26 protein-coding genes and 1 tRNA gene are annotated in these 23,378 nt (G+C 71.8%); 18 read left to right on the top strand and 9 right to left on the bottom strand.

What is annotated here, in order from left to right; all coding sequences use genetic code 11:
• Window positions 1–9 precede the first annotated feature (9 nt).
• The 6 genes from JNO54_RS12090 to mnhG are packed head-to-tail and all read left to right on the top strand — an operon-like array spanning window position 10 to window position 6,538.
• Window positions 10–2,913: a Na+/H+ antiporter subunit A gene (locus tag JNO54_RS12090; RefSeq protein ID WP_307818242.1), complete on the top strand. Its 2,904-nt coding sequence runs from the start codon at window positions 10–12 to the stop codon at window positions 2,911–2,913.
• On the top strand, window positions 2,910–3,500 hold the full coding sequence (locus JNO54_RS12085; RefSeq protein WP_204144118.1) for a Na(+)/H(+) antiporter subunit C: 591 nt from the start codon (window positions 2,910–2,912) through the stop codon (window positions 3,498–3,500). The genes JNO54_RS12090 and JNO54_RS12085 overlap by 4 nt, the downstream gene beginning before the upstream one ends.
• Window positions 3,497–5,263 carry a Na+/H+ antiporter subunit D gene (locus tag JNO54_RS12080; protein ID WP_204144117.1) on the top strand — a complete coding sequence of 589 codons (1,767 nt, stop codon included), beginning with the start codon at window positions 3,497–3,499 and terminating at the stop codon, window positions 5,261–5,263. The genes JNO54_RS12085 and JNO54_RS12080 overlap by 4 nt, the downstream gene beginning before the upstream one ends.
• Window positions 5,260–5,823, top strand: a complete 564-nt coding sequence (locus JNO54_RS12075; protein WP_204144116.1) for a Na+/H+ antiporter subunit E — start codon at window positions 5,260–5,262, stop codon at window positions 5,821–5,823. The genes JNO54_RS12080 and JNO54_RS12075 overlap by 4 nt, the downstream gene beginning before the upstream one ends.
• Entirely contained in the window at window positions 5,820–6,179 is a 360-nt protein-coding gene (locus tag JNO54_RS12070; protein WP_204144115.1) for an MrpF/PhaF family protein, read from the top strand. The genes JNO54_RS12075 and JNO54_RS12070 overlap by 4 nt, the downstream gene beginning before the upstream one ends.
• A complete protein-coding gene (mnhG, locus tag JNO54_RS12065; RefSeq protein WP_204144114.1) occupies window positions 6,176–6,538 on the top strand; it encodes a monovalent cation/H(+) antiporter subunit G in 363 nt (120 codons plus the stop codon). The genes JNO54_RS12070 and mnhG overlap by 4 nt, the downstream gene beginning before the upstream one ends.
• Before the next feature lie 20 nt (window positions 6,539–6,558).
• Here mnhG and JNO54_RS12060 read toward each other — a convergent pair whose 3' ends face one another.
• Entirely contained in the window at window positions 6,559–7,596 is a 1,038-nt protein-coding gene (locus JNO54_RS12060) for a saccharopine dehydrogenase (RefSeq protein WP_204144113.1), read from the bottom strand.
• Window positions 7,597–7,621: 25 nt separating this feature from the next.
• Window positions 7,622–8,866, bottom strand: coding sequence for a M24 family metallopeptidase (locus JNO54_RS12055; RefSeq protein ID WP_307818199.1), 1,245 nt, complete (start codon window positions 8,864–8,866; stop codon window positions 7,622–7,624).
• 19 nt (window positions 8,867–8,885) lie between these two features.
• Here JNO54_RS12055 and JNO54_RS12050 point away from each other — a divergent pair, with 19 nt between their 5' ends.
• Window positions 8,886–9,689: an RDD family protein gene (locus JNO54_RS12050; protein WP_204144706.1), complete on the top strand. Its 804-nt coding sequence runs from the start codon at window positions 8,886–8,888 to the stop codon at window positions 9,687–9,689.
• A gap of 33 nt (window positions 9,690–9,722) precedes the next feature.
• Here JNO54_RS12050 and fahA read toward each other — a convergent pair whose 3' ends face one another.
• A complete protein-coding gene (fahA, locus tag JNO54_RS12045) occupies window positions 9,723–10,946 on the bottom strand; it encodes a fumarylacetoacetase (RefSeq protein WP_204144112.1) in 1,224 nt (407 codons plus the stop codon).
• Entirely contained in the window at window positions 10,943–11,779 is an 837-nt protein-coding gene (locus tag JNO54_RS12040) for a hypothetical protein (RefSeq protein WP_204144111.1), read from the bottom strand. The genes fahA and JNO54_RS12040 overlap by 4 nt, the downstream gene beginning before the upstream one ends.
• An 87-nt stretch (window positions 11,780–11,866) precedes the next feature.
• Between JNO54_RS12040 and JNO54_RS12035 the strand changes: the two genes are divergently transcribed.
• On the top strand, window positions 11,867–13,105 hold the full coding sequence (locus tag JNO54_RS12035) for a homogentisate 1,2-dioxygenase (RefSeq protein WP_204144110.1): 1,239 nt from the start codon (window positions 11,867–11,869) through the stop codon (window positions 13,103–13,105).
• 109 nt (window positions 13,106–13,214) lie between these two features.
• Here JNO54_RS12035 and JNO54_RS12030 read toward each other — a convergent pair whose 3' ends face one another.
• Both JNO54_RS12030 and JNO54_RS12025 read right to left on the bottom strand, forming a co-directional pair.
• Window positions 13,215–13,787: an isochorismatase family protein gene (locus tag JNO54_RS12030; RefSeq protein ID WP_204144109.1), complete on the bottom strand. Its 573-nt coding sequence runs from the start codon at window positions 13,785–13,787 to the stop codon at window positions 13,215–13,217.
• A gap of 19 nt (window positions 13,788–13,806) precedes the next feature.
• Window positions 13,807–14,166 carry an NAD(P)-dependent oxidoreductase gene (locus tag JNO54_RS12025; RefSeq protein WP_204144108.1) on the bottom strand — a complete coding sequence of 120 codons (360 nt, stop codon included), beginning with the start codon at window positions 14,164–14,166 and terminating at the stop codon, window positions 13,807–13,809.
• A 160-nt stretch (window positions 14,167–14,326) separates the two neighbouring features.
• Here JNO54_RS12025 and JNO54_RS12020 point away from each other — a divergent pair, with 160 nt between their 5' ends.
• Window positions 14,327–14,866 carry an RBBP9/YdeN family alpha/beta hydrolase gene (locus JNO54_RS12020; RefSeq protein ID WP_204144107.1) on the top strand — a complete coding sequence of 180 codons (540 nt, stop codon included), beginning with the start codon at window positions 14,327–14,329 and terminating at the stop codon, window positions 14,864–14,866.
• 81 nt (window positions 14,867–14,947) lie between these two features.
• Here JNO54_RS12020 and JNO54_RS12015 read toward each other — a convergent pair whose 3' ends face one another.
• Window positions 14,948–16,279 carry a nicotinate phosphoribosyltransferase gene (locus JNO54_RS12015; protein ID WP_204144106.1) on the bottom strand — a complete coding sequence of 444 codons (1,332 nt, stop codon included), beginning with the start codon at window positions 16,277–16,279 and terminating at the stop codon, window positions 14,948–14,950.
• Window positions 16,280–16,302: 23 nt separating this feature from the next.
• On the opposite strand from JNO54_RS12015, the gene clpS reads away from it, so the two are divergent.
• From clpS to JNO54_RS11990, 5 genes are read left to right on the top strand one after another with little or no spacing between them, the layout of a single operon-like run.
• A complete protein-coding gene (gene clpS, locus JNO54_RS12010; RefSeq protein WP_307818197.1) occupies window positions 16,303–16,593 on the top strand; it encodes an ATP-dependent Clp protease adapter ClpS in 291 nt (96 codons plus the stop codon).
• Entirely contained in the window at window positions 16,593–17,234 is a 642-nt protein-coding gene (locus tag JNO54_RS12005; RefSeq protein WP_204144104.1) for a DUF2017 family protein, read from the top strand. Before clpS ends, JNO54_RS12005 begins: the two co-directional genes overlap by 1 nt.
• Before the next feature lie 10 nt (window positions 17,235–17,244).
• Entirely contained in the window at window positions 17,245–18,048 is an 804-nt protein-coding gene (murI, locus tag JNO54_RS12000; protein ID WP_204144103.1) for a glutamate racemase, read from the top strand.
• Window positions 18,045–18,821 carry an MBL fold metallo-hydrolase gene (locus JNO54_RS11995; RefSeq protein WP_204144102.1) on the top strand — a complete coding sequence of 259 codons (777 nt, stop codon included), beginning with the start codon at window positions 18,045–18,047 and terminating at the stop codon, window positions 18,819–18,821. Before murI ends, JNO54_RS11995 begins: the two co-directional genes overlap by 4 nt.
• Window positions 18,822–18,849: 28 nt before the next feature.
• On the top strand, window positions 18,850–19,938 hold the full coding sequence (locus tag JNO54_RS11990) for a S66 family peptidase (protein WP_204144101.1): 1,089 nt from the start codon (window positions 18,850–18,852) through the stop codon (window positions 19,936–19,938).
• Here the strand turns inward: JNO54_RS11990 and JNO54_RS11985 are convergent.
• Entirely contained in the window at window positions 19,895–20,764 is an 870-nt protein-coding gene (locus JNO54_RS11985) for an alpha/beta hydrolase family protein (protein WP_204144100.1), read from the bottom strand. The genes JNO54_RS11990 and JNO54_RS11985 overlap by 44 nt on opposite strands.
• A gap of 108 nt (window positions 20,765–20,872) precedes the next feature.
• Between JNO54_RS11985 and rph the strand changes: the two genes are divergently transcribed.
• Window positions 20,873–21,631 carry a ribonuclease PH gene (gene rph, locus JNO54_RS11980; RefSeq protein ID WP_204144099.1) on the top strand — a complete coding sequence of 253 codons (759 nt, stop codon included), beginning with the start codon at window positions 20,873–20,875 and terminating at the stop codon, window positions 21,629–21,631.
• Entirely contained in the window at window positions 21,631–22,269 is a 639-nt protein-coding gene (gene rdgB, locus JNO54_RS11975) for an RdgB/HAM1 family non-canonical purine NTP pyrophosphatase (RefSeq protein WP_204144098.1), read from the top strand. Before rph ends, rdgB begins: the two co-directional genes overlap by 1 nt.
• A 6-nt stretch (window positions 22,270–22,275) precedes the next feature.
• Here the strand turns inward: rdgB and JNO54_RS11970 are convergent.
• Window positions 22,276–22,357: transfer RNA gene (locus JNO54_RS11970), tRNA-Leu, on the bottom strand.
• A 20-nt stretch (window positions 22,358–22,377) separates the two neighbouring features.
• Between JNO54_RS11970 and JNO54_RS14590 the strand changes: the two genes are divergently transcribed.
• Window positions 22,378–22,836, top strand: a complete 459-nt coding sequence (locus JNO54_RS14590; protein ID WP_204144097.1) for an OsmC family protein — start codon at window positions 22,378–22,380, stop codon at window positions 22,834–22,836.
• A 49-nt stretch (window positions 22,837–22,885) separates the two neighbouring features.
• Complete coding sequence (bcp, locus tag JNO54_RS11960) at window positions 22,886–23,362, top strand: thioredoxin-dependent thiol peroxidase (protein WP_204144096.1); 477 nt, start codon at window positions 22,886–22,888, stop codon at window positions 23,360–23,362.
• Window positions 23,363–23,378 lie beyond the last annotated feature (16 nt).

Below are 23,378 nucleotides of genomic sequence, written 5' to 3'. Positions count from 1 at the left end.
GATGCTTGCATCGCTCGACAGCCGGAGGCCCCTCTGCTAGCGCTCCTGGCCCTGCACATGGTGCTCGGAGCCGCTGCACCCGCTCTGGTCCGCCACATCGGCAGCCGGACCTTCTACGTCATGGCGATCGCCCCTGCCGTGACGACCGCCTGGGCGCTCGCCCAGGCCGGAGCGGTGCGGGAGGGGCGGGTCACCCAGACCCTGTCCTGGGTCCCGGCGCTCGACCTCGACGTCACGCTGACGATGAGCACCCTCCAGTGGGTCATGACCCTCGTCGTCGCCGGCGTCGGAGCACTCGTCCTCGCGTACTGCGCCGCCTACTTCCGCGACGACGAGCCCGGTCGCGGCCTGCTCGCGGGGACGCTCACGGCCTTCGCCGGCGCCATGCTCGGGCTGGTGTGGGCGGACAACCTGCTCATCACGTACGTCTTCTGGGAGCTGACGACGATCTTCAGCTTCCTGCTCATCGGCTACGACCCGGCGAAGCGATCCGCGCGTGCTGCGGCGCAGCAGGCCCTCATCGTCACGACCTTCGGCGGGCTCGCCATGCTCGTGGGCATCCTCATGATCGGGTCGATGGCCGGCACCTACTCGGTGAGCGAGCTCCTGGCCTCACCGCCGGAGGCTTCGGGGATGCTCTCGGTGGCGGTCGTCCTCCTGCTGCTCGGCGCCATCAGCAAGTCCGCGCTCTTCCCCTTCCACTTCTGGCTGCCGGGCGCGATGGCCGCGCCCACGCCGGTCAGCGCGTACCTGCACGCGGCGGCGATGGTCAAGGCCGGGGTCTTCCTCGTCGCGCTCCTCGCGCCCGCCTTCGCCGATGTCCCCGGGTGGCGCGAGATCCTCCTCCCGCTCGGCGCCCTGACGATGGTGCTCGGCGGCTGGCGCTCGTTGCGTCAGTACGACATCAAGCTGCTCCTCGCCTACGGCACCGTCTCGCAGCTCGGCTTCCTCCTGGTCGTCCTGGGGATCGGCACGCAGATGGCCGCGCTCGCGGGCCTGGCCATGGTCCTCGCGCACGCGCTCTTCAAGGCGGCGCTCTTCCTCGTCGTCGGCATCGTCGACAAGCACGCCGGGACGCGTGACATCCGCAAGCTTCACGACGTCCGGCTGCAGATGCCGCTCGTCTTCGTCGTCGCGGTCCTCGCGGCGATGTCCATGGCCGGGCTGCCGCCGATGCTCGGTTTCGTGGCGAAGGAGAGCGTGTGGACCTCCGTGGCCGCGGTGGCGCGCGAGGGGGAGGGGACCGGGCTGCAGGGCGTCCCCGGCTGGGCGCTGCTCGTCGTCCTCACCCTCGGCTCCGTCCTCACCGTCGCCTACACCGCACGCTTCCTCCACGGCGCGTTCTGGGGTCGCAGCACCGACGGCACCCCGACCGAGTGCCGTCCGGTCGCCCTGGGCTACTGGGGCGTCCCGGCCGTCCTGGCGGGCGGAGGGCTCGCCCTGGGCCTGGCCGGACCGTGGCTCTCGAAGCAGCTCTGGCCGTACGCCGAGCAGCTGGCCCCCTCCACCCACGTCGAGAAGCTCGCCCTGTGGCACGGCCTCGGGCTCCCGCTCCTGCTCTCCGTGCTCGCGGTGCTCGGCGGAGCCGGGCTCTTCGTCGTCCGCCACGGCTTCGGCCAGCTGCAGGGAGCACTCTCCTTCGGGGCGAGCGCCGAGCGGGCGTACGGCGCCGGGATCCGGGCGATGGAGCGCGTCGCGGTCGAGACGACCGGCTTCACCCAGCGGGGCTCTCTCGCGATCTATCTCGGTGTCGCCCTGCTCGTCGTCGTCCTCGTCCCCGGCGCCGTCGTGTGGCGCACCTCCTTCGACGGTGAGGTCGTGCTCTTCGAGCACGTGGGCCAGCTCGTCGTGACCCTCGTGATCGCCGGCGCCGCCTTCGTCACCACCCGGTCGCGGCGGCGGCTGCGTGCGGTCCTGCTCATGGGCGTCACCGGCTACGGCACGGCCGTCCTCTTCCTGCTCCACGGCGCGATCGACCTCGCCCTGACCCAGGTGCTCATCGAGACGATCAGCCTCGTCGTCTTCGTCCTCGTGCTGCGCCGTCTGCCCCAGCACTTCACCGACCGCCCGTTGGCCCGGACACGCTACTGGCGGATGCTCATCGCGCTCTCGGTGGCGGTCGTCGTCGGGGCCATCCTCACCGTCGCTGCCATGCACCGGGCGGAGGCGCCGCTCACCCCTGAGCTCGTCCGAGGCGCCGTGGACTTCGGGGCGGGCTACAACGTCGTCAACGTGACCCTCGTCGACGTCCGCGCCTGGGACACCTTCGGCGAGATCGCCGTCCTGCTCGTGGCCGCCACCGGGGTCGCGTCGCTCCTCTTCATCGACAGCCGCAGCGCCGGCATCCGCCGGGTCCACGAGATCCCCTACCCCAAGGACGTCACGAAGATCGCGACCGGCCCGGGCCGCCGGGTCTGGCTCCCGGGGCCGCGGACCCTCGCGCCGGAGAGCCGCTCGATCCTCTTCGAGGTGGTCACCCGCCTGATCTTCCACGCGATGCTCGTCGTCGGCGTCTACCTGCTCTTCGCCGGGCACAACAACCCCGGCGGCGGCTTCGCCGGGGGCATCGTCGTCGGGCTCGCCCTCGTCGTGCGCTACCTCGCCGGAGGTCGCTACGAGCTCGACGAGGCGGCGCCGGTCGACGCCGGCGTGGTGCTCGGTCTCGGCCTCTTCCTCGCGGCGCTCTCGGCACTCGCGCCGCTCGCGCTCGGCGGCCAGGTGCTCCAGTCCTTCGTCGTCGAGGGTGACCTGCCGGTCCTCGGTCACGTCAAGCTCGTCAGCTCGCTCTTCTTCGACATCGGCGTCTTCCTCGTCGTCATCGGGCTGGCGCTCGACCTGCTGCGCTCGCTGGGCTCGGGGATCGACCGTCACATCCGAAGAGAGAAGCGCGCGGGGGAGGTGGGCCAGACGTGACCGTCAACCTCACCCTCGTCCTCGCGACGATGGTCCTCGTCGGCTGCGGCGTCTACCTCATGCTCGAGCGCTCGCTGACCCGCGTGCTCGTCGGCCTCGTGCTCCTCAGCAACGGGGTCAACCTCGGCTTCATGGTCGTCAGCGGACCGTCGGGCCGGGCTCCGCTCGTCAACCGCTATGACGTCAGCGAGATCTCCGACCCTCTGCCGCAGGCCTTCGTCCTCACGGCCATCGTCATCACCCTCGGCACGACCGCCTTCCTCCTCGCGATGGCCTACCGCAGCTGGCAGCTCAGCGGCAACGACGACGTCCAGGACGACGTCGAGGACGCAGCGATCCGGCGGCTCGCCCGCACCGATGCGGCCTCCGACGGCTTCGACCTTGCCGAGGCGGCGACGAAGGACGACAAGGAAGAGGTCTACGGGGAGGAGGGTGCCGAGCCCGAGACCGAGCCGGTCGCGGGCGAGCAGGTCGACGAGGTCGGCGACGAAGCAGCCCCGCCGGGTGACGAGCTCGACGCGTCGGCGAGCGACGGCGACGAGGGGTACGAGCAACGACCGGACGACGAGCAGGGGGAGGCCCGATGAACGCCCTGATCCCCGTCCCCGTCCTGCTGCCGCTCCTCGGTGCGGGGCTCGCACTCGTCCTCGTCCGTCGTCCGAGGGCCCAGCTCGTCGTCTCTGTGAGCATCCTGAGCGTCGTCGTGGCCCTGGCCGCCTTCCTCGTGTGGCACGTCGACCAGCACGGCACGATGTCGGTCTGGGTCGGGGGCTGGGACCCGCCGCTGGGCATCGCGCTCGTCGCCGACCGGCTCTCCACGCTCATGCTGCTCGTGAGCACGTCCGTCGCGCTGGGCGTCCTCGTGTACTCCATCGGCCAGGGGATGATCGACGACTCGAGCGACACCCCGGTCGCGATCTACCACCCGACCTTCCTCATCCTCGTCGCCGGCGTCTCCAACGCCTTCCTCTCGGGCGACCTCTTCAACATCTTCGTCAGCTTCGAGATGCTCCTCTTCGCCTCGTACGTGCTCCTGACCCTCGGTGGCACGGAGAGCCGGATCCGCGCGGGGACGATCTACGTCGTCGTCAACATGCTCAGCTCGATGCTCTTCCTCATCTCGATCGCGGCGGTCTACGGCGCCACCGGGTCGGTCAACCTCGCCCGGCTGCACGAGGCCCTCCAGGCGCTCCCGGAGCCGATGTCGCTGACCATCCAGCTGCTCCTCCTCACGACCTTCGGGGTCAAGGCGGCGATCTTCCCGCTGTGCTTCTGGCTGCCCGACAGCTACCCGACGGCACCGGCGCCGGTCACCGCGGTCTTCGCGGGCCTCCTGACCAAGGTCGGCGTCTACGCGATCCTGCGGACGCAGACCCTGCTCTTCCCAGGCCAACCGCTGACCGACCTGCTGCTCGTCGTCGCCTTCCTCACGATGATCATCGGCATCCTCGGCGCGGTCGCGCAGAGCGACCTCAAACGTCTGCTGTCCTTCACGCTCGTGAGCCACATCGGCTACATGATCCTCGGCATCGCGCTGGCGACGAAGGGCGGCGTCGCCGGATCGGTCTTCTACGTCGTCCACCACATCACCATCCAGACCGCGCTCTTCCTCGTGCTCGGTCTCCTCGAGCGGCGCGCGGGCAGCACCTCGCTCGTCCGCCTCGGTGGCCTGGCGCGGATCGCGCCCCTCATCGCCATCCTCTTCTTCATCCCCGCGATGAACCTCTCGGGCATCCCGCCGTTGTCCGGCTTCATCGGCAAGATCGGCCTCATGTCCGCCGGCGTCGAGGTCGGCACCCCGCTCGCATACACGCTCGTGGGTGCCAGCGCGGTGACCTCGCTGCTCACCCTCTACGCGATCGCCAAGGCCTGGAGCCTGGCCTTCTGGCGCACCCCGGCGCAGGCGCACGAGCTCGCGGTGGCGATCGTGGAGGAGGAGCAGGCGAGCGACGACCTCGTCGAGACGACGTCTGTCCGGGTCGGCGCCAGCGGGCGGTGGCAGCCGGACGCGCTCCGGGAGGCCGCGACCTTCGCGAAGCAGCGTGAGCGGGCCGGCGCGAAGCAACGCGAGCTCGCCGAGGCCAGGCAGCGGGAGCGGGCCGAGTCCGAGGCCGGGCCCGAGGCCTTCGACACCGACGACGAGGAGACCCTCTACGAGCGCGAGCTCCGTGGCGTCGACAAGCGCATCCCGCGCTCCATGGTCGGCGCGGCCGCGGCGATGGTCGGCGGGAGCCTCCTCCTCACGGTCCTCGGTGGCCCGCTCTACGGCCTGGCCGAGCGGGCCTCCGCGGACCTGCTCGACCCCGACATCTACGTGCACTCCGTGCTGCCGGGAGACGAGCACCGATGAGCCCCGAGATGCGCAAGGCACGCGACGGCACGCTCCGACCTCGTCGCAAGGGGGCGGTGAACCCGGTGCTCGTCGTCATGCTCACTGTGCTGTGGGTCGCGCTCTGGTACGAGATCAATGCCTTCAACGTCATCAGCGGGCTCGTGCTCGCCGTACTGCTGCAGATCCTCTTCCCGCTGCCGCCGCTGCGCATCGACGGTCGGCTGCGGCCGCTGCTGCTCATCGGCTTCGGCTTCTTCTTCACCTGGCAGTGCTTCCTCGGAAGCCTGTCGGTCGCCCATCACGTGCTGCGGATCAGGTCGGTGCCGCGCAACGCGGTGATCGAGGTCGACCTGCGCAGCCAGTCCGACTTCATCCTCACGCTCGTCGCGATCGTCACCTCGCTCATCCCGGGCTCGGTGGTCGTCGAGGCCCGTCGCTCGACGCACACGCTCTTCATCCACTCCCTGGGGACGCGTGACGAGGCGGCGGTCGAGCGCGAGCGCGCCCGGGTGCTCCGCTCCGAACGCCAGCTGATTCGGGCCTTCGGTGACCCGGCGGGGACGGAGGGATCGCGATGAGCCCGATCGTCATCGGCATCTGCCTGGCCATGCTCGGCCCAGGCCTGGTCATGCTCATCGTCCGGATGACGATCGGCCCGACGGTCCTCGACCGCACCGTGGCCTTCGACGTCATCGTCGCCTACATCGCCATCGCGGTCTGCCTCTACTCGGCCGTCACGCGCTCCACCGACGCGCTGCCCCTGCTCGTGGTGATCGCCCTCGTCGGCTTCATCGGCTCGGTCTCGGTCGCCCGCTTCATCGACCCGGCGAGCACCGACGACGACGATGACGATGACGACGACGGGCGGGACCGGCACGACGAGGACCTCGATGCCACGTCGGTCCAGGGCATCGCCCGAGGGGAGATGCGATGAACGCCGTGCTCGAGGTCCTCGTCGCCGTCTGCTTCATCGTCGCGAGCTTCTTCGCGCTCGTCGCGGGGATCGGCATGGTGCGCTTCCCCGACCTGCTGAGCCGGATGCACGCCGGCACCAAGCCGCAGGTCGTCGGTCTCGGCGTCGCCCTCATCGGGCTGGCGATCGAGCTGCGGAGCATCCCGGTGGCGGTCCTGCTGCTCATCGTCGCGACCTTCCAGGGTGTGACCGCCCCGATCGCCTCGCACATGGTGGGCCGGGCCTCCTTCCGCGCCGGGCAGGTCCAGCGGGAGCTGCTCATCACCGACGAGCTCACCGAGACGCTCGGGTCGGCGGAGGAGCCCCGCGGCGCCCCCTGACCGGTCCGGGCGAGCCGGCGTCAGCCGGTCGTCGCCGCGTCGAACCGGGCTCGCGTCGCGCGCCACGGCTCGGACTCCCGCGGGAGCTCGAGCAGGACGGGCAGCAGGTCGGCCGAGAAGGTCGTGCTCGCCTCGCGCGGCAGCAACGAGGGCAGGTTGTCGATCGCGACGATGTCGACGGCCGGAGCGCCCCCGCTCGCCTCGACGAGCCGGCGGACCGGCTGCTCCCACGTCGTCTCGGCCCGGTTGACCGGCAGCAGGTTGAGGTCGCTCGTGAAGTCCGCCGTGACGTCGGAGAGCGTCCGCAGCCGTCGTCCCGGGGTCGCGAGGTCCTCGTCGGTGACGAAGGGGGGAGCGGGCTCGCTGACCATGACGCAGTTGACGAGGAGGTCGTGGGCGAGCAGCGACTCCTTGTCGAGCGCGACCGTCTCGGCCATGTCCCACGCGGTGGCCTCGCACCCGGCGACGGCGATGGCGTCCCGGGCGCCGGTGCCACTGCGCCCGAGGGCCCCGATGACGAGGCAGCGCTCGTCGCCGGTCGAGGACCGCAGCAGGTCGTCGAGGGTGCTGCGCTCCATCGGCTCCAGCGGGGCGGTCAGGGCGCCGCGGTCGTGCAGCACCGCCAGCGCGGCCCCCACGTACCCCGCCCAGTAGCCGAAGGCGACGACCCGACGTCCCCCCTTCGTCAGGTACTCGATGTCGAGGAGGGTGCCGCCACCACGGCGGAAGCGGGCGAGGAGCTCGGCGGCGCCGGTCTGGCCCTTGTAGGCGTGGCCGAAGAAGATGTGCGTGTGCTCCAGCGCGGCGGGCTCGTCGGGCAGCTCCTTGAGCCCGAGGACGATCGCGTCCGCGGGCGCGTCGACCCACGACACGGGCTCGGCCAGCTCCGCCCCGGCCGCCGCGTACTCGTCGTCGGCGAAGACCCGCTGCGGCGAGCGCTCCACCGTCAGCCGGTGGCCGGACTCGACCACCGCGCGGGCGTCGGAGGGCGTCAGCGGCGCCCGTCGCTCGGTCGTGCGGGACTCGTGTCGCATCCAGAGGTGCATCGGCTCGCTCATGCCCTCATCGTCGCAGGGCCCGAGGTCAGTGGACGTAGATGCCCTGGGGGACGTCGGTGAGCCGCTCCGGCCCGTCGTCCTGGACGAGGAGCGACTCGGAGGTCTCGTACCCCCAGTCGTCCTGCCACATCCCGAGGATGAGGTGGAAGGCCATGCCGGTCTCGAGCACGCTCGGGTCCTCCGAGCGCAGCGAGATCGTCCGCTCGCCCCAGTCCGGCGGGTAGCCGATCCCGATGGAGTAGCCGATGCGGGACTCCTTCGACAGGCCGTGCCGGGCCAGGGCCGTGCTGAAGGCCCGGTGCACCTCGGCGACCGGCGTGCCCGGCACCATGAGCGCCAGCGCCGCGTGCAGGCCGTCGTCCACGGCCCCGGCGCAGTGGAGCAGCCGGGGCGGTGGCGGGCCCAGCGAGACGGTGCGCGCCAGCGGGGCGTGGTAGCGGCGGTGCACCCCGGCGAGCTCGATCGTCGTCGCCTCGCCGGTCACCAGGCGCCGGTCCGTCCAGGTGAGGTGCGGGGTGCCGGCCGTCGGCCCGGTCGGGAGCATGGGGACGATCGCCGGGTAGTCGCCTCCGGCCTCGGGGCTGCCCTCGGTCTGGACCCGCTGGATCGTCGCGACGACGTCGCACTGCCGCACGCCCGGGGCAGCGGTCTCGAGCGCGGCGGTCATGGCGCGCGTGCTGATCGCGCCGGCGGCCCGCATGAGCTCCTGCTCGGCGGGAGACTTCACGACCCGGACCCACGGGACGAGCTGGTGGCTGTCGACGACGCGGGCCGGGCCCACCCCGCCCTGCAGCGCGTCGAAGGCGCGGACCGAGAAGTAGTGGGCGTCCAGGTCGACGCCGATCTCGGCCCCGGCGGCGCGGGGGAGGAGCCCGATCTCGACGGCCCGCTCCGCGATCCAGGCGAAGGGGTGGATGTCGGGTCGGTGGACGAGGGTCTCGGGATACCCGTGGACCCGGTCGTCGGGCAGGGCCGCGGTGATCTGTCCGCCGCTGGCGTCCATCGCCCGGGTGAAGAGGTGCAGGTCGCCCGAGGCGGGCACCGCGACGCACTGGGGCATGTAGAAGGACCACGCGTCATAGCCGCAGAGGTAGTACATGCTCGCGGGGTCGACGACGACGAGCGCCCCCATCGAGCGGGCCGCCATCTCGTGCTGGACGGCGGCGAGCCGCTGGTCGTACTCCTCGGGCGCGAAGGGCCGTGGGAACTCCATCCCGGCATCGTGCACCACGCAGCCGTCCGGCGGGCCCCGCGCTCGTCGGCGCGCCACGCCTGGCATCCTTGCCGACATGCAGATCCCCGAGCGCGCCGGCTGGTACGACGACCCCGACGACGCCGAGCAGCTGCGGTACTTCGACGGGATCGTGTGGAGCGAGAAGCGGGTGCCGAAGAAGGCTCCCGTCCGTGAGACACCCCCGGAGCAGCCCGTCGGCTACCAGGGGGCGCGCGACGCATGGGCGGGGCACGTCCCGCACTCGCAGTTCGAGGAGCCCGCGCAGCACGCTTGGCAGCACCCGGTCCCGCACGCGGCCGGTGGTGCCGCCGGTCACGCGGCGGACGGACGCCCGTATGCGGGCTTCGGGTCGCGGCTCGGGTCCTGGCTGCTCGACCTCATGATCATCTGGGGGATCGGCGGGCTGCTCTCGAGCTGGGCCTGGTACCTCTGGATGGCCGACTACCTCGGCTTCGCCATGGACAACCTCGGCAACCCGCAGGCCGTCCAGGACCTCGACCCCGACGTGCTCGTGGGGCTCTTCGAGTGGACGTGGTTCGCCGTCGCGATCGCGATCATGGCGTTCACCGCGTGGCTCTACACGGTGCTCATGCTCACCCGGAAGGGCGCGACGGTCGGCAAGCTCGCGACGGGCACCGTCGTCCGGGTCGCGGGCAGCCACGACGTCGGTCCGCTGCCGATGGCTGTCGCGGCCCGGCGCACGAGCGTCGTCGTCATGCTGTGGCTGCTCACGACGGTGCCGGTGATCTCGTGGTTCGCCGTCCCCGTGCTCGTGGTCGCGCACCTTTGGCTGGCCCGCGACCCGCGGAGGCAGGCCGCGCACGACAAGGTGGCCGGCACCGAGGTCGTCCGCCGCTGACCTGCGCTCCAGCGGCCCGCTCCGACCGTGGCGTCAGCCCCGGATCCGCCCGGAGCACTCGCCGAGGCTGATCGGTCCGCCCACCCCTTCGGCGGTGGCGCGAAGGACCACGGTGTCGCCGTCCTCGAGGAAGGTGCGGGTCGACCCGTCGTCCAGGGTGAGCGGCTCGGTGCCGTTCCACGAGAGCTCGAGGAAGGACCCGCGGCCGTCCTTGTCCGGCCCCGAGACCGTGCCGGAGCCGAAGAGGTCGCCGGGGCTGGCCTTCGCGCCGTTGACGGTCATGTGCGCGAGCATCTGCTCCGGGGCCCAGTACATCGTCCGGTAGGGCGGGCGGGAGACGACGGTTCCGTTCCACTCGACCTCGTAGGCGAGGTCGATCCCCTGTGCCTGCTCGCCCTGGAGGTAGGGGAGCGGCTCGGGGTCCTGGGTGGGGAGCTCGACGCGGGCATCGGCGAGCGCGGCCATCGGGGTGACCCACGCCGAGATCGTCGTCGCGAAGGACTTGCCGAGGAAGGGACCGAGCGGGACGTACTCCCACGCCTGGAGGTCGCGGGCCGACCAGTCGTTGAGCAGGACCACCCCGAAGAGGTGCTCCGCCGCCTCCGCGACGCTCAGGCTCTGCCCGAGCTCGGTGCGGCCGCCGACGACGAAGCCGAGCTCGGCCTCGATGTCGAGCTTGATGCTTGGCCCGAAGGACGGGCCGGCGTCGCTCGGGGCCTTGCGCTGGCCCCGGGGGCGATGCACGTCGGTGCCGGTGACGACGACGGTGCTGCTGCGGCCGTGGTAGCCGATCGGCAGGTGCTTCCAGTTCGGCGTGAGGGGCTCCCCGTCGGGGCGGAAGATCCGGCCGACGTTGGTCGCATGGTGCTCGCTCGCGTAGAAGTCGACGTAGTCGGCGACGGCGAAGGGGAGGTGCAGGGTGACCGCGTCGATGTCGTGGACGTGGTCGGCGAGGACGCGCGCGGCGGCCTCGTCCTGGACGAGCTGGGTGAGCCAGGTACGGGTGGGCCCCCACAGCGTGGGGTCGGCGAGGAGGCCGTCGAGGTTGCCGGTCGCGTAGGGCCGGGCGTCCCGGTTGGCGGCCTTCGCGGCGGCACGTACGTCGAGCACCTGGTCGCCGATGCGGACCCCGAGGAGCGGCTTGCCCGCGCCGACGCTGAAGCTCCCGTAGGGGAGGTGATGCGGGCCGAAGGGGTGGTCCGTCCCGACGCTCAGCCAGGGGTAGGTGCTGCGGTCGGTGCTCGGGTCGGTGGTCATGGCGCTCCTGCGACAAGGTTGAGGGCGGACAGCTCGATGATGGGGTCGGTGACGCCGCAGCACCCGTAGGCGGTGAGGGTGGTGCGGACCCGGGCGGCCTCGTCGTCCTCCCAGCCGGCGACCTCCTCCGCGAGGACCGTGGGGTCACGCTCCGCGAGGAGGGCGGCGAGCGCGTCCACGTCAGGGGCCAGGGAGTCGTGCTGGGCGGCGTCGAGGGCGACGAGGACGTTGAGCAGGCCGTGCTGGGGCTGGCCGTCGTGCTCGCCCCGGACGACGTGGTGCAGCCCCCCGGTGAGCTTGACCTGGATGCCGAGCTGGGTCGCGTCGCGCAGGAACCGCGCGAGCTCGTCCTCGTCCGGCCACTCCCACGTCGGGGTGGCACCGGTGCGCAGCTTGGCCAGGACGCGCCGGCCCTCCTGCTGGCCGTCGCGGACGTCGGCGAGGGCGCGATCGCGGTCGTCCCCGCGGGGGATCTCGAGGACGAGCGGCAGATCACCCAGTGGGAGGTCTCGCCACCCCTCCTGCCAGCCCATCTCGACCCCGACGATCTCGACCGAGGTGCCGCGGGCCGCGGCGACCGCCTCGACGACGTCCGGCGCCGGGGTGCCCGGACGGGCCACGACGACGACCCGCAGCGGTCCCCCTTCGCCCGTCAGTGCGACGAGCTCGGCGATCCCGGAGGCCGGGACGAGGAGGGGGCCGACGATGTCGGCGTACCAGGCGGCGCGGTGCTCACGGTGCTCGGCGAGCGCACGGCACAGCGGGGCACTGCCCGGGGGGAAGACGGCGGCGTCGTCGACGAGCCCGGCGAGCAGTTGGGGAGGCACAGGCATGGTGGCGACCCTAGTGGCTGCGTGGTGGCGATCACATCCCGTAGGGTGCAGATTGTCTCGCGAATCCCACGAAGAGGTAGACACGTCATGGCCTATTACCGCGCGATGGGCAGCATCCCGCCCAAGCGACACACGCAGCACCCGGCCGACGACGGCGGGCTCTACTACGAGGAGCTCATGGGCGAGGAGGGCTTCTCCTCCGACTCCTCGCTGCTCTACCACCGCGAGATCCCGAGCGAGATCAGCGCGAGCGAGGTCTGGGAGCTGCCCGACCAGACGCTCACCGCCAACCACCCGCTCAAGCCGCTCCACCTCCAGCCGCACCGGCTCTTCGGCGGCGACGACGCCGCCGTGGCTGACATCGATGCCGTGACCGGGCGTCGGCTGCTCCTCGGCAACGGCGACGTCCGCCTCTCCTACGTCGTCGCGGGGGCCGTCAGCCCCTGGTACCGCAACGCCGTCGGCGACGAGCTGGTCTACGTCGAGCGGGGTGCGGCGCGCGTCGAGTCGGTCTTCGGCTCCTTCGAGGTGGCGCGCGGGGACTACCTCCTCATGCCACGCGCCACGACGCATCGTTGGCTGCCCTCGCCGTCGACCCAGTCCGCCGACGGCTCCGTCCTGCGCCTCATCTGCGTCGAGGCGAGCAGCCACGTCGCACCGCCGAAGCGCTACCTCAGCAAGTACGGCCAGTTCCTCGAGCACGCCCCGTACTGCGAGCGCGACTTCCGCGGGCCGCAGGGACCGCTGCTCGCCGAGGACGTCGGCGAGGCGCGCGACGCCTCGACGGACGTCCTCGTCAAGCACCGCGGCCACGGTCCGGGCGGGGTCGTCGGGACCCGCTTCACCTACCCCTTCCACCCGCTCGACGTCGTGGGCTGGGACGGGTGCCTCTACCCCTTCGTCTTCAACATCGACGACTACGAGCCGATCACCGGGCGGGTCCACCAGCCGCCGCCGGCGCACCAGGTGTGGGAGGGGTGGAACTTCGTCGTGTGCAACTTCGTGCCGCGCAAGGTCGACTACCACCCGCTCTCGATCCCGGTGCCGTACTACCACTCGAACGTCGACAGCGACGAGGTGATGTTCTACGTCGACGGCGACTACGAGGCACGCAAGGGGTCGGGCATCGAGCGCGGCTCGGTCAGCCTGCACCCGGGCGGCCACGCGCACGGCCCGCAGCCCGGTGCGTACGAGAAGTCGATCGGCATCGAGTACTTCGACGAGACCGCGGTCATGGTCGACACCTTCCGCCCGCTCGACATCGGCGAGGGCGGGCTCGCGTGCGACGACGGCAAGTACGCCTGGTCGTGGACCGGCGGCCGCTGACCCAGCGCGCCGGGGTCAGCGGGGGAGGCGTCCCGACGAGCCGGGCCGCCCCCTTCGGCGCCAGCCATCGCGACCAGGCGACGGGGCCGGGCGCGTGCGGCGGCCCTCGTCAGGCACGCCGGGCACCGGCCGCGGCCATCTCCTCGAGCGCGGGCTCGGTGGTCTCCGGGGCGACGCCCGCGACGAGGCCGGTCAGGAGGGTGACATCGAATCCCTCACGGAGGCCGTCGAGCACGGTTGCGCGCACGCAGTGGTCGGTGGCGATGCCGCACACGTCGAGCTCGGCGATCCCGCGGTCGCGCAACCAGTCGGCCAGGGCTGTCCCGTCGTCGGTCGCGCCCTCGAAGCCGCTGTAGGCGGCCTCGTGCCGCCCCTTGCGGAAGACCGCGTCGACCTGGGTGAGCACCGGCTCGAGTGCGGGGTGGAAAGCGGCGCCCTCGGTCCCGGCGGCGCAGTGGACCGGCCAGGACGAGGCGAAGTCCGGGGCGGTCCCCTCCGCCGCCCAGTGCTCGCCCGGGTCCTCGTGCCAGTCCGCGGTTGCGACGACCGCCGCGTAGCGGTCCCGCTCGGCGGCGATCTTCGCCGCTGCTCCCTTCGCCACCTGGGCGCCGCCGGACACCGCCAACGATCCCCCTTCGCAGAAGTCGTTCTGGATGTCGACGAGGACGAGTGCGCGGGTCATGGCCCGACGGTACTGGGCATCACCCCGCGTCCGGCAGGTGAGGCAGCCAGGTGCGGTGCGTGGCGTGGACCCAGGTGCTGACGGCCAGGTCGAGGACCGGGTCGCCCGAGACGATGTGCACCATCCACGCGTCGACGAGGTCGCTCGGGCGAGGGTCCCTGTTCTCCCACGTCAGCCACGGTTCGCACAAGAGGTCGGCGAGGTCGTCGCAGATGCGGCGGCTCACGACGACGACGCGGGTGCCCGGCCGGACCGAGTCGACACGACGGGCCGCGACGATCCCGCCCCCGACGACGAGCACGTGCCGCTCCGGCGACGGCACGTGGAGCAGTCGGACGGTGTCCCGCACGCGTCCTGGGCTTCCTGCTGCTGTGGTCATCGTCGTCTCCCTCACGCTCGTCCTGCGCTGATGGCGACACGCTAGGGCCGCGGTGTTACCCCGCGTGCCGTGGCGTGTTTCGGGTCCGTTACAGGTCGTCGGGCGGCAGGGCGTGCAAGCCTGGCTCCCGTGACGACCACGAGCTCACGACGGAGGGTTGATGGGACAGCGCAGGGCGATCGTCTTCCACGGGACCGGGGCGCACCCCGACGTCGTGTGGCTGCCGTGGCTGCGGCGTCGTCTGGCTGAGCGCGGCTACGACGTCGAGGCGCCGCACTACCCGGACCTCAATGTCGAACCGATCGAGACGTTCCTGCCGAAGGTGCTGGCGAACCACACCTTCGACCGGGACACGGTGCTCGTCGGGCACTCGGGCGGCGCCGCCCTGCTGCTCGCGGTCCTCGAGCACATCGACGTCACCGTGGACCAGGCGTTCCTCGTCGCCGGGTACTCCACGCAGCCGGGCGCGGACGCCGAGCCGGTGCTCCAGGACGTGTATGACTGGGCCGCGATCCGGGGCAGTGTCCGGGACATCGTCTTCATCAACTCGGTCGACGACCCGTACGGCTGCGACGCCGCGCAGGGGCGGGCGATGTTCGACCGGCTCGGTGGCACGCTCGTCGTGCGCGACGAGGGGCACTTCGGGGATGTCGGGCAGCCCTTCGAGACCTTCGAGCTGCTCGACCGGCTGATCGGCTGACGCCGGGCCGGAGCAGCGCGCAGGCGGGGCACCCCGGAGCGCCCCGCGGGTGGCCCTTCGCCTCGCCGGCGTGGGTCTGGGCTACGGGGTCTCGGTGACGAAGACCGTCTCGACCGCCGGGCGACCCTCGCTCAGCTGGTGGGCCGAGCGCGGCAGCTCGGCCATCGACGCCTCGTGCCGCCGCCGCGCTGCCTCGACCGTGCAGTGCTCCCGCCCGACGACCTCGCCACCCCGGACGAGGGGGACGAGGAGCTCCCGGTCGCCCACCCCTTCGCCGTCGTCCTCGGGCAGCTCGTCGATGCCGATGAGCTCGGCCCGGGCGATGCCGTTGGCATCCAGCCGGCGCAGCGCGTACTTGCGCCCCCCGATCGACTGCTTGTCCTTACTCTTCTTGACGACGCCGATCATCCGAGCGTCGTCGTCGGTCCGGGCGACGAGCTTGTAGACCATCGACGCGGTCGGCGCGCCGGACCCCGTGACCACCCGCGTCCCCACCCCGTAGCCGTCGACCGGAGCCGCGGCGAGCGCCGCGATCGCGTACTCGTCGAGGTCGGAGGTGACGATGATCTTCGTGCCCGTCGCGCCGAGGTCGTCGAGCTGCTCGCGGACCTCCTTGGCCTGCACGACAAGGTCGCCGGAGTCGAGGCGGACCCCGCCCAGCTCGGTGCCGGCCACCGCGACGGCCGTCTCCACCCCCTTCGTCACGTCGTAGGTGTCGACGAGCAGGGTCGTGCCCGCACCGAGCGAGTCGACCTGGGCCTGGAAGGCCTCGCGCTCGTCGTCGTGGAGCAGCGTGAAGGCGTGCGCCGAGGTGCCCACCGTGGGGACGTCGTAGCTGCGGCCGGCCTCGAGGTTCGACGTCGAGTCGAAGCCGGCGATGTAGGCCGCCCGCGCCGCGGCCACCGCCGCGCGGTCGTGCGTGCGCCGCGACCCCATCTCGATGCACGGCCGGTCACCCGCGGCCCCCGTCATCCGCGACGCCGCCGACGCGACCGCGCTGTCGTGGTTGAGGATCGAGAGGATCACCGTCTCGAGCAGCACCCCGTGCGCGAAATCAGCCTCGACGACGAGGATCGGGCTGTACGGGAAGTACGCGTCGCCCTCGGCGTACCCCCACACGTCACCGTCGAAGCGGTACCCGGCGAGGAACTCCAACGTCGCCTCGTCGACGACCGCGCGCTCGCGCAGGTCCGCGATCTCCGCCTCCCCGAAGCGGAAGCTCTCGATGGCGTCGAGCACCCGCCCCGTCCCGGCGACGACGCCGTACCGGCGCCCCTCCGGCAGCCTCCGGGCGAACACCTCGAAGACGCAGCGCCGGTGGGCCGCACCGCTCTTGAGGGCCGCCTGGAGCATCGTCAGCTCGTAGTGGTCGGTGAGCAGTGCCGTCGAGAGAGTGCTGGTCGTCGCAGTCACGCGGCCACTCTATGGTGGGGATCGTGTCAGTTGCCCCCGTCGAGCAGCAGGAGAGCGACGCCGCCGTCGTCACCGACCCGGACGTCCCCTGGATCACCCTCGTGTGGAACGACCCGGTCAACCTCATGTCCTACGTCACCTGGGTCTTCCAGACCCACTTCGGCTACCCGAAGGAGAAGGCGACCAAGCTCATGATGGACGTCCACGAGAAGGGTCGCGCCGTCGTCTCCACGGGCCCCAAGGAGCAGATGGAGCTCGACACCGAGGCGATGCAGGGCTACGGCCTGTGGGCGACGTACCAGAAGGACGACTGATGGCCCGCGCCTTCCAGCGCCGCAGCGACGGTCTCGTCGCGTGGCTCGACCTCGACGAGCGGGCCGTCATCGGCCAGCTCGCCGAGCAGGTCCGGGAGATCATCGCGCCGGGTGCCGCCGACCCCCAGCACGACGAGGGGAGCGTCGACCCCTTCGACGCCATCGTGGCGGGCCTGGAGGGTCTGAGCACCGACGTCGGGTCGCCCGACCCTGAGCGCTCGGCCGGGCTGGACGAGGAGCGTGACCCGGCGCTGGACCGGCTCTTCCCGGCCGGTCACCGGGGTGACCCGCTCGAGGCCCGCGAGTTCCGTCGGCTGACCGAGGACGGTCTGCGACGGCGCAAGGCCGAGAATCTCGCCACCCTCATCCGGGTCGTCGACCGCCCCTCCGCCGACCCGGCGGATCCGGAGGAGATGGTCCTCGACGAGGCCGAGGCGGTCGCCGTCGTCGTGGCGCTCACCGACATCCGGCTCGTCATGGGCGAGCGGCTCGGCCTGCGCACCGACGACGACGCGCAGCGCCTCGAGCAGGCGGCCGACGAGCTGCCCGACGACGACCCGGCGGCCTTCGCCGTCATGCTCTACGACTTCCTCACCTGGCTCCAGGAGTCGCTGAGTCGGGTGCTCACCGGTGACGCATAGGGTGTCCGCCGTGGACGCGCCGATCGGGATCTTCGACTCCGGCTACGGCGGCCTCACGGTCCTCCGGGCGATCCTCGACCAGCTCCCGCACGAGGCCACCGCCTACTTCGGTGACACGGCCCGGGCTCCCTACGGGCCACGGCCCATCGCGCAGACCCGCGAGTACGCGCTCGAGTGCCTCGACCGGCTCGTCGACCACGGCGTCAAGGCGCTCGTCATCGCGTGCAACACCGCGTCGGCCGCAGTCCTCCACGACGCCAGGGAGCGCTACGACGTGCCCGTCGTCGAGGTCATCCGCCCGGCCGTCCGCCGGGCGGTCCTCGCCACCCGCAACGACCGCGTCGGTGTGATCTCGACCGCAGGCACCCACCAGTCGGGCGCCTATGTCGATGCGTTCACGGCAGCCCCCCACCTGGACGTCCTCTCCCAGCCGTGCCCGCGGTTCGTCGAGTTCGTGGAGTCCGGGATCACCGGCGGCACAGAGCTTCTCGACGTCGCCGGCGAGTACCTCGCCCCCCTTCGCGCCGCAGAGGTCGACACCCTCGTCCTCGGGTGCACCCACTACCCGCTGCTCACCGGTGCGATCTCCTACGTCATGGGGGACGGTGTCACCCTCGTCTCATCCGCGGAGGAGACGGCCAAGGACGTCTACCGTGTGCTTGCCGACCGAGCACTCCTGCGCCCCGACGACGCCCCGCCGCCGGAGCACAGCTTCACCACCACCGGTGACGCCGAGGAGTTCCGCCGGTTGGCACGCCGCTTCCTCGGCCCTGAGGTGGGCAGCGTCTTCGGCAACGTGGGAGGTCCGCAGTGAGGCTGACGATCGCCGGGTGCTCGGGGTCCTTCGCCGGACCGGCCTCACCGGCGTCGTGCTACCTCGTCACGGCAGAGGACGGGCAGCGCACGTGGCGGCTCGTGCTCGACCTCGGCAACGGCGCGCTCGGTGCGCTCCAGCGCCACGTCGACCTCGCGACGATCGACGCGCTCCTGCTCACCCACCTCCACCCGGACCACTGCATGGACGTCACCGGGCTCTACGTCACCCGCAAGTACCGGCCCGGCGGCGGCGTCCCGGGGCGACTCCCGGTCTACGGCCCGCCCGGCACAGCCGACCGCCTCGCGGCGGCGTACGAAGGGATCGACGAGGCGGGCATGAGCCGTGAGCTCGACTTCCGTCGGGTGAGCGACGGCGTCCCGGTCCACCTCGGTCCCTTCGTCGTCACGCCCCGACGGGTCAACCACCCGGTCGAGGCGTACGGCTTCCGGGTCGAGGCGAACGGCCGGGTGCTCGCCTACACCGGTGACACCGACAGCTGCGACACGCTGACGCCCCTCATGCGGGATGCAGACCTCGTGCTCGCCGACTCCGCCTTCGTCGACGGCCGGGACACCACCCCCGACATCCACCTCTCGGGGTCCCGTGCTGCCCAGGCCGCGCTGGACGCCGGCGGGGTGCGACGGCTGATGCTGACGCACATCCCCGCGTGGAACGACCCCGAGGTCTGCCGCGAGCAGGCTGCTTCGGTGTGGCGGGGTGACGGTCGTGCCGTCGAGCTCGCCGAGCCCAACGCGACCTACGAGGTCTGAGCCTCGGGCGCTGCGGCAGGCTGGCCTCATGCAGCTGCGCTACCCGGTCCCCCTTCGCCCCGGTGACGTCGTCGCCGTCACGGCGCCCAGCTCGGGTGTCCCGCCCGCGCTGCACCGCCGGCTCGACGCGGCGATCACCAGCCTGCGGGAGCGCGGCTTCGAGGTGCTCGAAGGAGTGTGCCTGCGCGACGGGGGCACCTCCGAGCACGTCAGCGCCAGCGCGTCCGCACGGGCCGATGAGCTCATGGCGCTGCTCGTCGACCCCGACGTCGCCGCGGTGGTCCCGCCCTGGGGAGGGGAGACCGGCATCGACCTGCTGCCCTACCTCGACCTCGAGCTGCTCTCGGCGAGCGAACCATGCTGGTATGTCGGCTTCTCGGACGTCACGACGACGATGCTCCCGCTGACGACGGTCGCCGGGTGGGCGACCCTCGAGGGCTGGAACCTCATGGACACGCCCTACCGGCCGGCGCGCGGGCTCCTTCACTGGCTCGACGTCGCCACCCACGGGTCGGAGGCCGACGGGCCTGGCCAGGGCTCCCCCTTCGTCCAGACCCAGGCCAGCCACCGGCGCGCCCAGGGCTGGGACGACTACGAGAGCGATCCCACGGTGAGCGAGATGACGCTGACCGAGCCGACCCGGTGGCGGGTCCTCGGCGGTGGCGACGCCCGCTTCGCGGGACGCCTGATCGGCGGCTGCCTCGAGGTGGTGTCACCGCTGGCCGGCACACCCTACGGGGACGTGCCCGCATGGGCGCGACGTGTCCGCGAGCTGACCGGTGAAGGGGTGATCGTCCACCTTGAGGTCGCGGAGGCCAATCCCTACGAGGCGGCACGGACGCTGCACGGTCTGCGGCTGAGCGGGTGGTTCGACGACGCTGTCGGTGTGCTGGTCGGGCGCACGCCCGCGCTCGGGGTGGTTGGCTGGAGCCAGCACGACGCCGCGGCTGACGCGCTGGGCTCCATGGGCCTCCCGGTGGTGCTGGACGTCGACTTCGGTCACCAGCAGCCGATGATGAGCCTGGTCAACGGGGCTCGGGGGGAGGTCGTCGTCGACGGCGAGGAGGCCCGGCTCACGCAGTCGATGACTCCTCTGGGCGGGCCAGGGTCCGGCTGATCCATCCTGCGACCAGCTCGTCGATGAGCTCGGGGCTCCGGGCGAAGGAGAAGTGGTCGACCGGCCGGCCGGGTGCATCCGGTCCCTTGTCGAAGTGCAGCCGCTGCACCGACGCCCCGCTCAGCTTGCCGGCGAAGTGATCGACGGCCGAGGGGGGAGCGAGGCTGTCGTTCGCGAGGTCGATGACGAGGGCGGGCACGCTGATCGAGCCCATCGCCGCCTCGTACGCGCCGGACCCCTGCGGCTCGAGCCGTCCGTGCCACGCGAAGCGCGCCCATTCACTCATGAGCTCGCGCGGCTGACGACCGCCGAAGCCCATCCGGTGACCGGGCCATACCCCGAGGACGCGGCTGACGACGTTGACCGTCTGGGTCTGGGCGAGCAGGAGGAGCGGCGTGGTGTAGGTGCGCCAGTACGGGCTGGCGGTGCCGAGCGTCACGAGCCCCCGGATCGCAGGGTGGGCGTGCTGGGCGAGGTGGGCCAGGGCGACGTGCCCGCCGAGGGAGTGAGCGACGAGGACGACCTCCGGCTCCGGGTGGTCCGCGACGACGGCGTCGATGACGGCGGTGAGCCACTCGTCGGCGAGGTCGCGGTACCCGTAGCTGGTGCGACGGCTGACCCCCGGGGTGCTCTCGCCGTGCCCGGGGTAGTCGGGGACGGCGACCGAGATGCCCCGGGCGACGAGCGCCTCGGCGAAGGGGGCGTAGTAGCCGGCGGCCACGCCCATCGCGGGGAGGACGACGGCGACAGGTGCCTCGGGCCCGGCCTCGCGCAGGGTGATGACGGTGCGACCGTGCGTCAGGTCGATGGTCAGCCGGGGGTTCACGCGCGCCATGATGCCACCGGCCGGGCATCTGGTTACCGGCGGGTCACCACATTCGTCGGCGAAGGGTCGGGACGGTGGGTCGGGCGGTCGCTCGTTAGCCTGACGCCCATGACCGACAGCACCCCCCGCCACGACGGCCGCGCTCCCGAGGACCTCCGCGAGGTGCGCATCACGCGCAACTGGCTCGACCACGCCGAGGGCAGCGTGCTCGTCGAGTTCGGCAAGACCCGTGTGCTCGTCGCCGCCTCCTTCACCGAAGGGGTGCCGCGCTGGCTCAAGGGCCGCGGCACCGGATGGGTCACTGCCGAGTACGAGATGCTGCCGCGCTCGACGAACACGCGCAGCGACCGGGAGTCCCGCAAGGGCAAGGTCGGTGGCCGGACGCACGAGATCAGCCGGCTCATCGGGCGCTCGCTGCGGGCGATCATCGACACCAAGGCGCTTGGCGAGAACACGATCGTCCTCGACTGCGACGTCCTCCAGGCCGACGGGGGCACGCGCACGGCGGCCATCACCGGCGCCTACGTCGCGCTCGCCGACGCGATCGCCGACGCCAGGCAGCGCGGGCTCATCGCCGCCGGCGCCGAGCCGCTCACCGGCTCCATCGCCGCGGTCTCGGTCGGCGTCGTCGGCGGACGTCCGGTCTGCGACCTCGACTACCCCGAGGACTCGACCGCCGAGACCGACATGAACGTCGTGATGACCGGCGACGGCGCCTTCGTCGAGGTGCAGGGGACGGCCGAGGGCACCCCCTTCGACCGGGCCGAGCTCGACGCCCTCCTCGACCTCGCGACGACGGGCTGCGCCGCCCTCACGGCCAAGCAGCAGGAGGCGCTCGCCACCACCCCACGCGAGCGCGCGCTCTGATGGGCGGTCACCGCCTTGTGCTCGCGACGCACAACGCGCACAAGGTTCACGAGCTGCAGCAGCTGCTCGCCGACGCCGATCTTGACGTCGAGGTGCTCTCGATGGAGGCCTTCCCGGAGATCGGTGAGGTGCCCGAGACCGAAGTGACCTTCGTCGGCAACGCGACGCTCAAGGCGGAGGCGGTCGCGGCGGCGACCGGGCTCCCGGCGCTCGCCGACGACTCGGGGCTGACCGTTGACGTCCTCGGCGGGATGCCCGGGATCTTCTCGGCCCGCTGGTCGGGTCAGCACGCTGGGGAGTCGCTGCCCCGTGCGGAGAAGGACCGCCGCAACCTCCAGCTGCTCCTCGACCAGCTGAGCGACGTGAGCGACGAGCACCGCTCGGCGGCCTTCCGCTGCGCGGCCGTTCTCGCCGTCCCGGGCGGGCAGGCCCGCGCCGTCGAGGGCAGCGTCACCGGTGTGATCGTGCGAGAGCCGAAGGGGCACAACGGGTTCGGCTACGACCCGGTCTTCCGCCCCGACGGTGACGAGCGCACCCTGGCGCAGTACTCAGACGCGGAGAAGAACGCGATCAGCCACCGGGGCAACGCGATGCGGGCCATGATCCCGGTCCTGCGCGAGGCGCTGGCACAGGCCTGACGAGCGTGCCGAAGGCGGGACTCGAACCCGCACACCCGAAGGCACCAGGACCTAAACCTGGCGCGTCTGCCAATTCCGCCACTTCGGCTCGGGTGGGAGTCTAGGCGCGTGACGACGCACCGCTATGCCACCGCTCTCGACTGGTCCGGCTCGACCGGCGCGGGCTACGAGGCCTACGACCGCACGCATGCACTCGAGGTGAGCGGCGTGGAGCTCTGTGCCAGCGCGGACGTCGCTTTTCGCGGTGACGCCTCGCTGCCCAACCCGGAGGAGCTCCTCCTCGCAGCAGCAAGCTCGTGCCAGCTGCTGTCCTTCCTCGCCGTCGCCGCCACGGCCCGGATCGACGTCGTCGACTACCGCGACGACGCCCGGGCCGTCATGGACGAGGCGGACCCGCCCCTTCGCGTCGGCCGGATCGTGCTGCGGCCCACGGTCACGGTGCGGGGAGAGGTGAGCGAGGAGCGGGTCCGCCACCTCCTCGAGGTGGCGCACCGGGAGTGCTTCATCGCCCGCTCGCTGACGAGCGAGGTCACGATCGAGCCGACCGTCGTGCGTTCGGTACGTTGACCGCAGGACACGCAGACCGAGGCACCCCGTGGTGCAGGAGCGAGGAATCATGACGGATCGGCTCGAGCCGGGCGACGCAGCGCCGGACTTCACCCTAGACGACGACCTGGGTGGCCAGGTCACGCTCTCCGACCTGCGCGGCCGCAAGGTCATCGTGTACTTCTACCCGGCGGCCATGACACCTGGCTGCACCACGCAGGCGTGCGACTTCTCCGAGCGGCTCGACGTCCTCGAGCACCAGGGCTACACCGTGCTCGGGATCTCCCCGGACAAGCCGGAGAAGCTCGCGACGTTCCGCGAGCGGGACGGGCTGACGATCACCCTTCTCTCCGACCCGGACAAGGAGGTCATGACGCGCTACGGCGCCTTCGGCGAGAAGAAGCTCTACGGCAAGGTCGTCCAGGGCGTCATCCGCTCGACCTTCGTCGTCGACGAGGGAGGCACGGTCGAGCACGCCATGTACAACGTCAAGGCCACCGGCCACGTGGCGAAGATCCAGCGGGACCTCGGGCTCCAGACGGACTGATCGACCCGCATACTGG

The organism is Janibacter endophyticus, from assembly GCF_016888335.1.
GTDB lineage: Bacteria > Actinomycetota > Actinomycetes > Actinomycetales > Dermatophilaceae > Marihabitans > Marihabitans endophyticum.
Note: the sequence above shows the minus strand (reverse complement) of the source record. Positions and strands in the feature narration are given on the sequence as shown.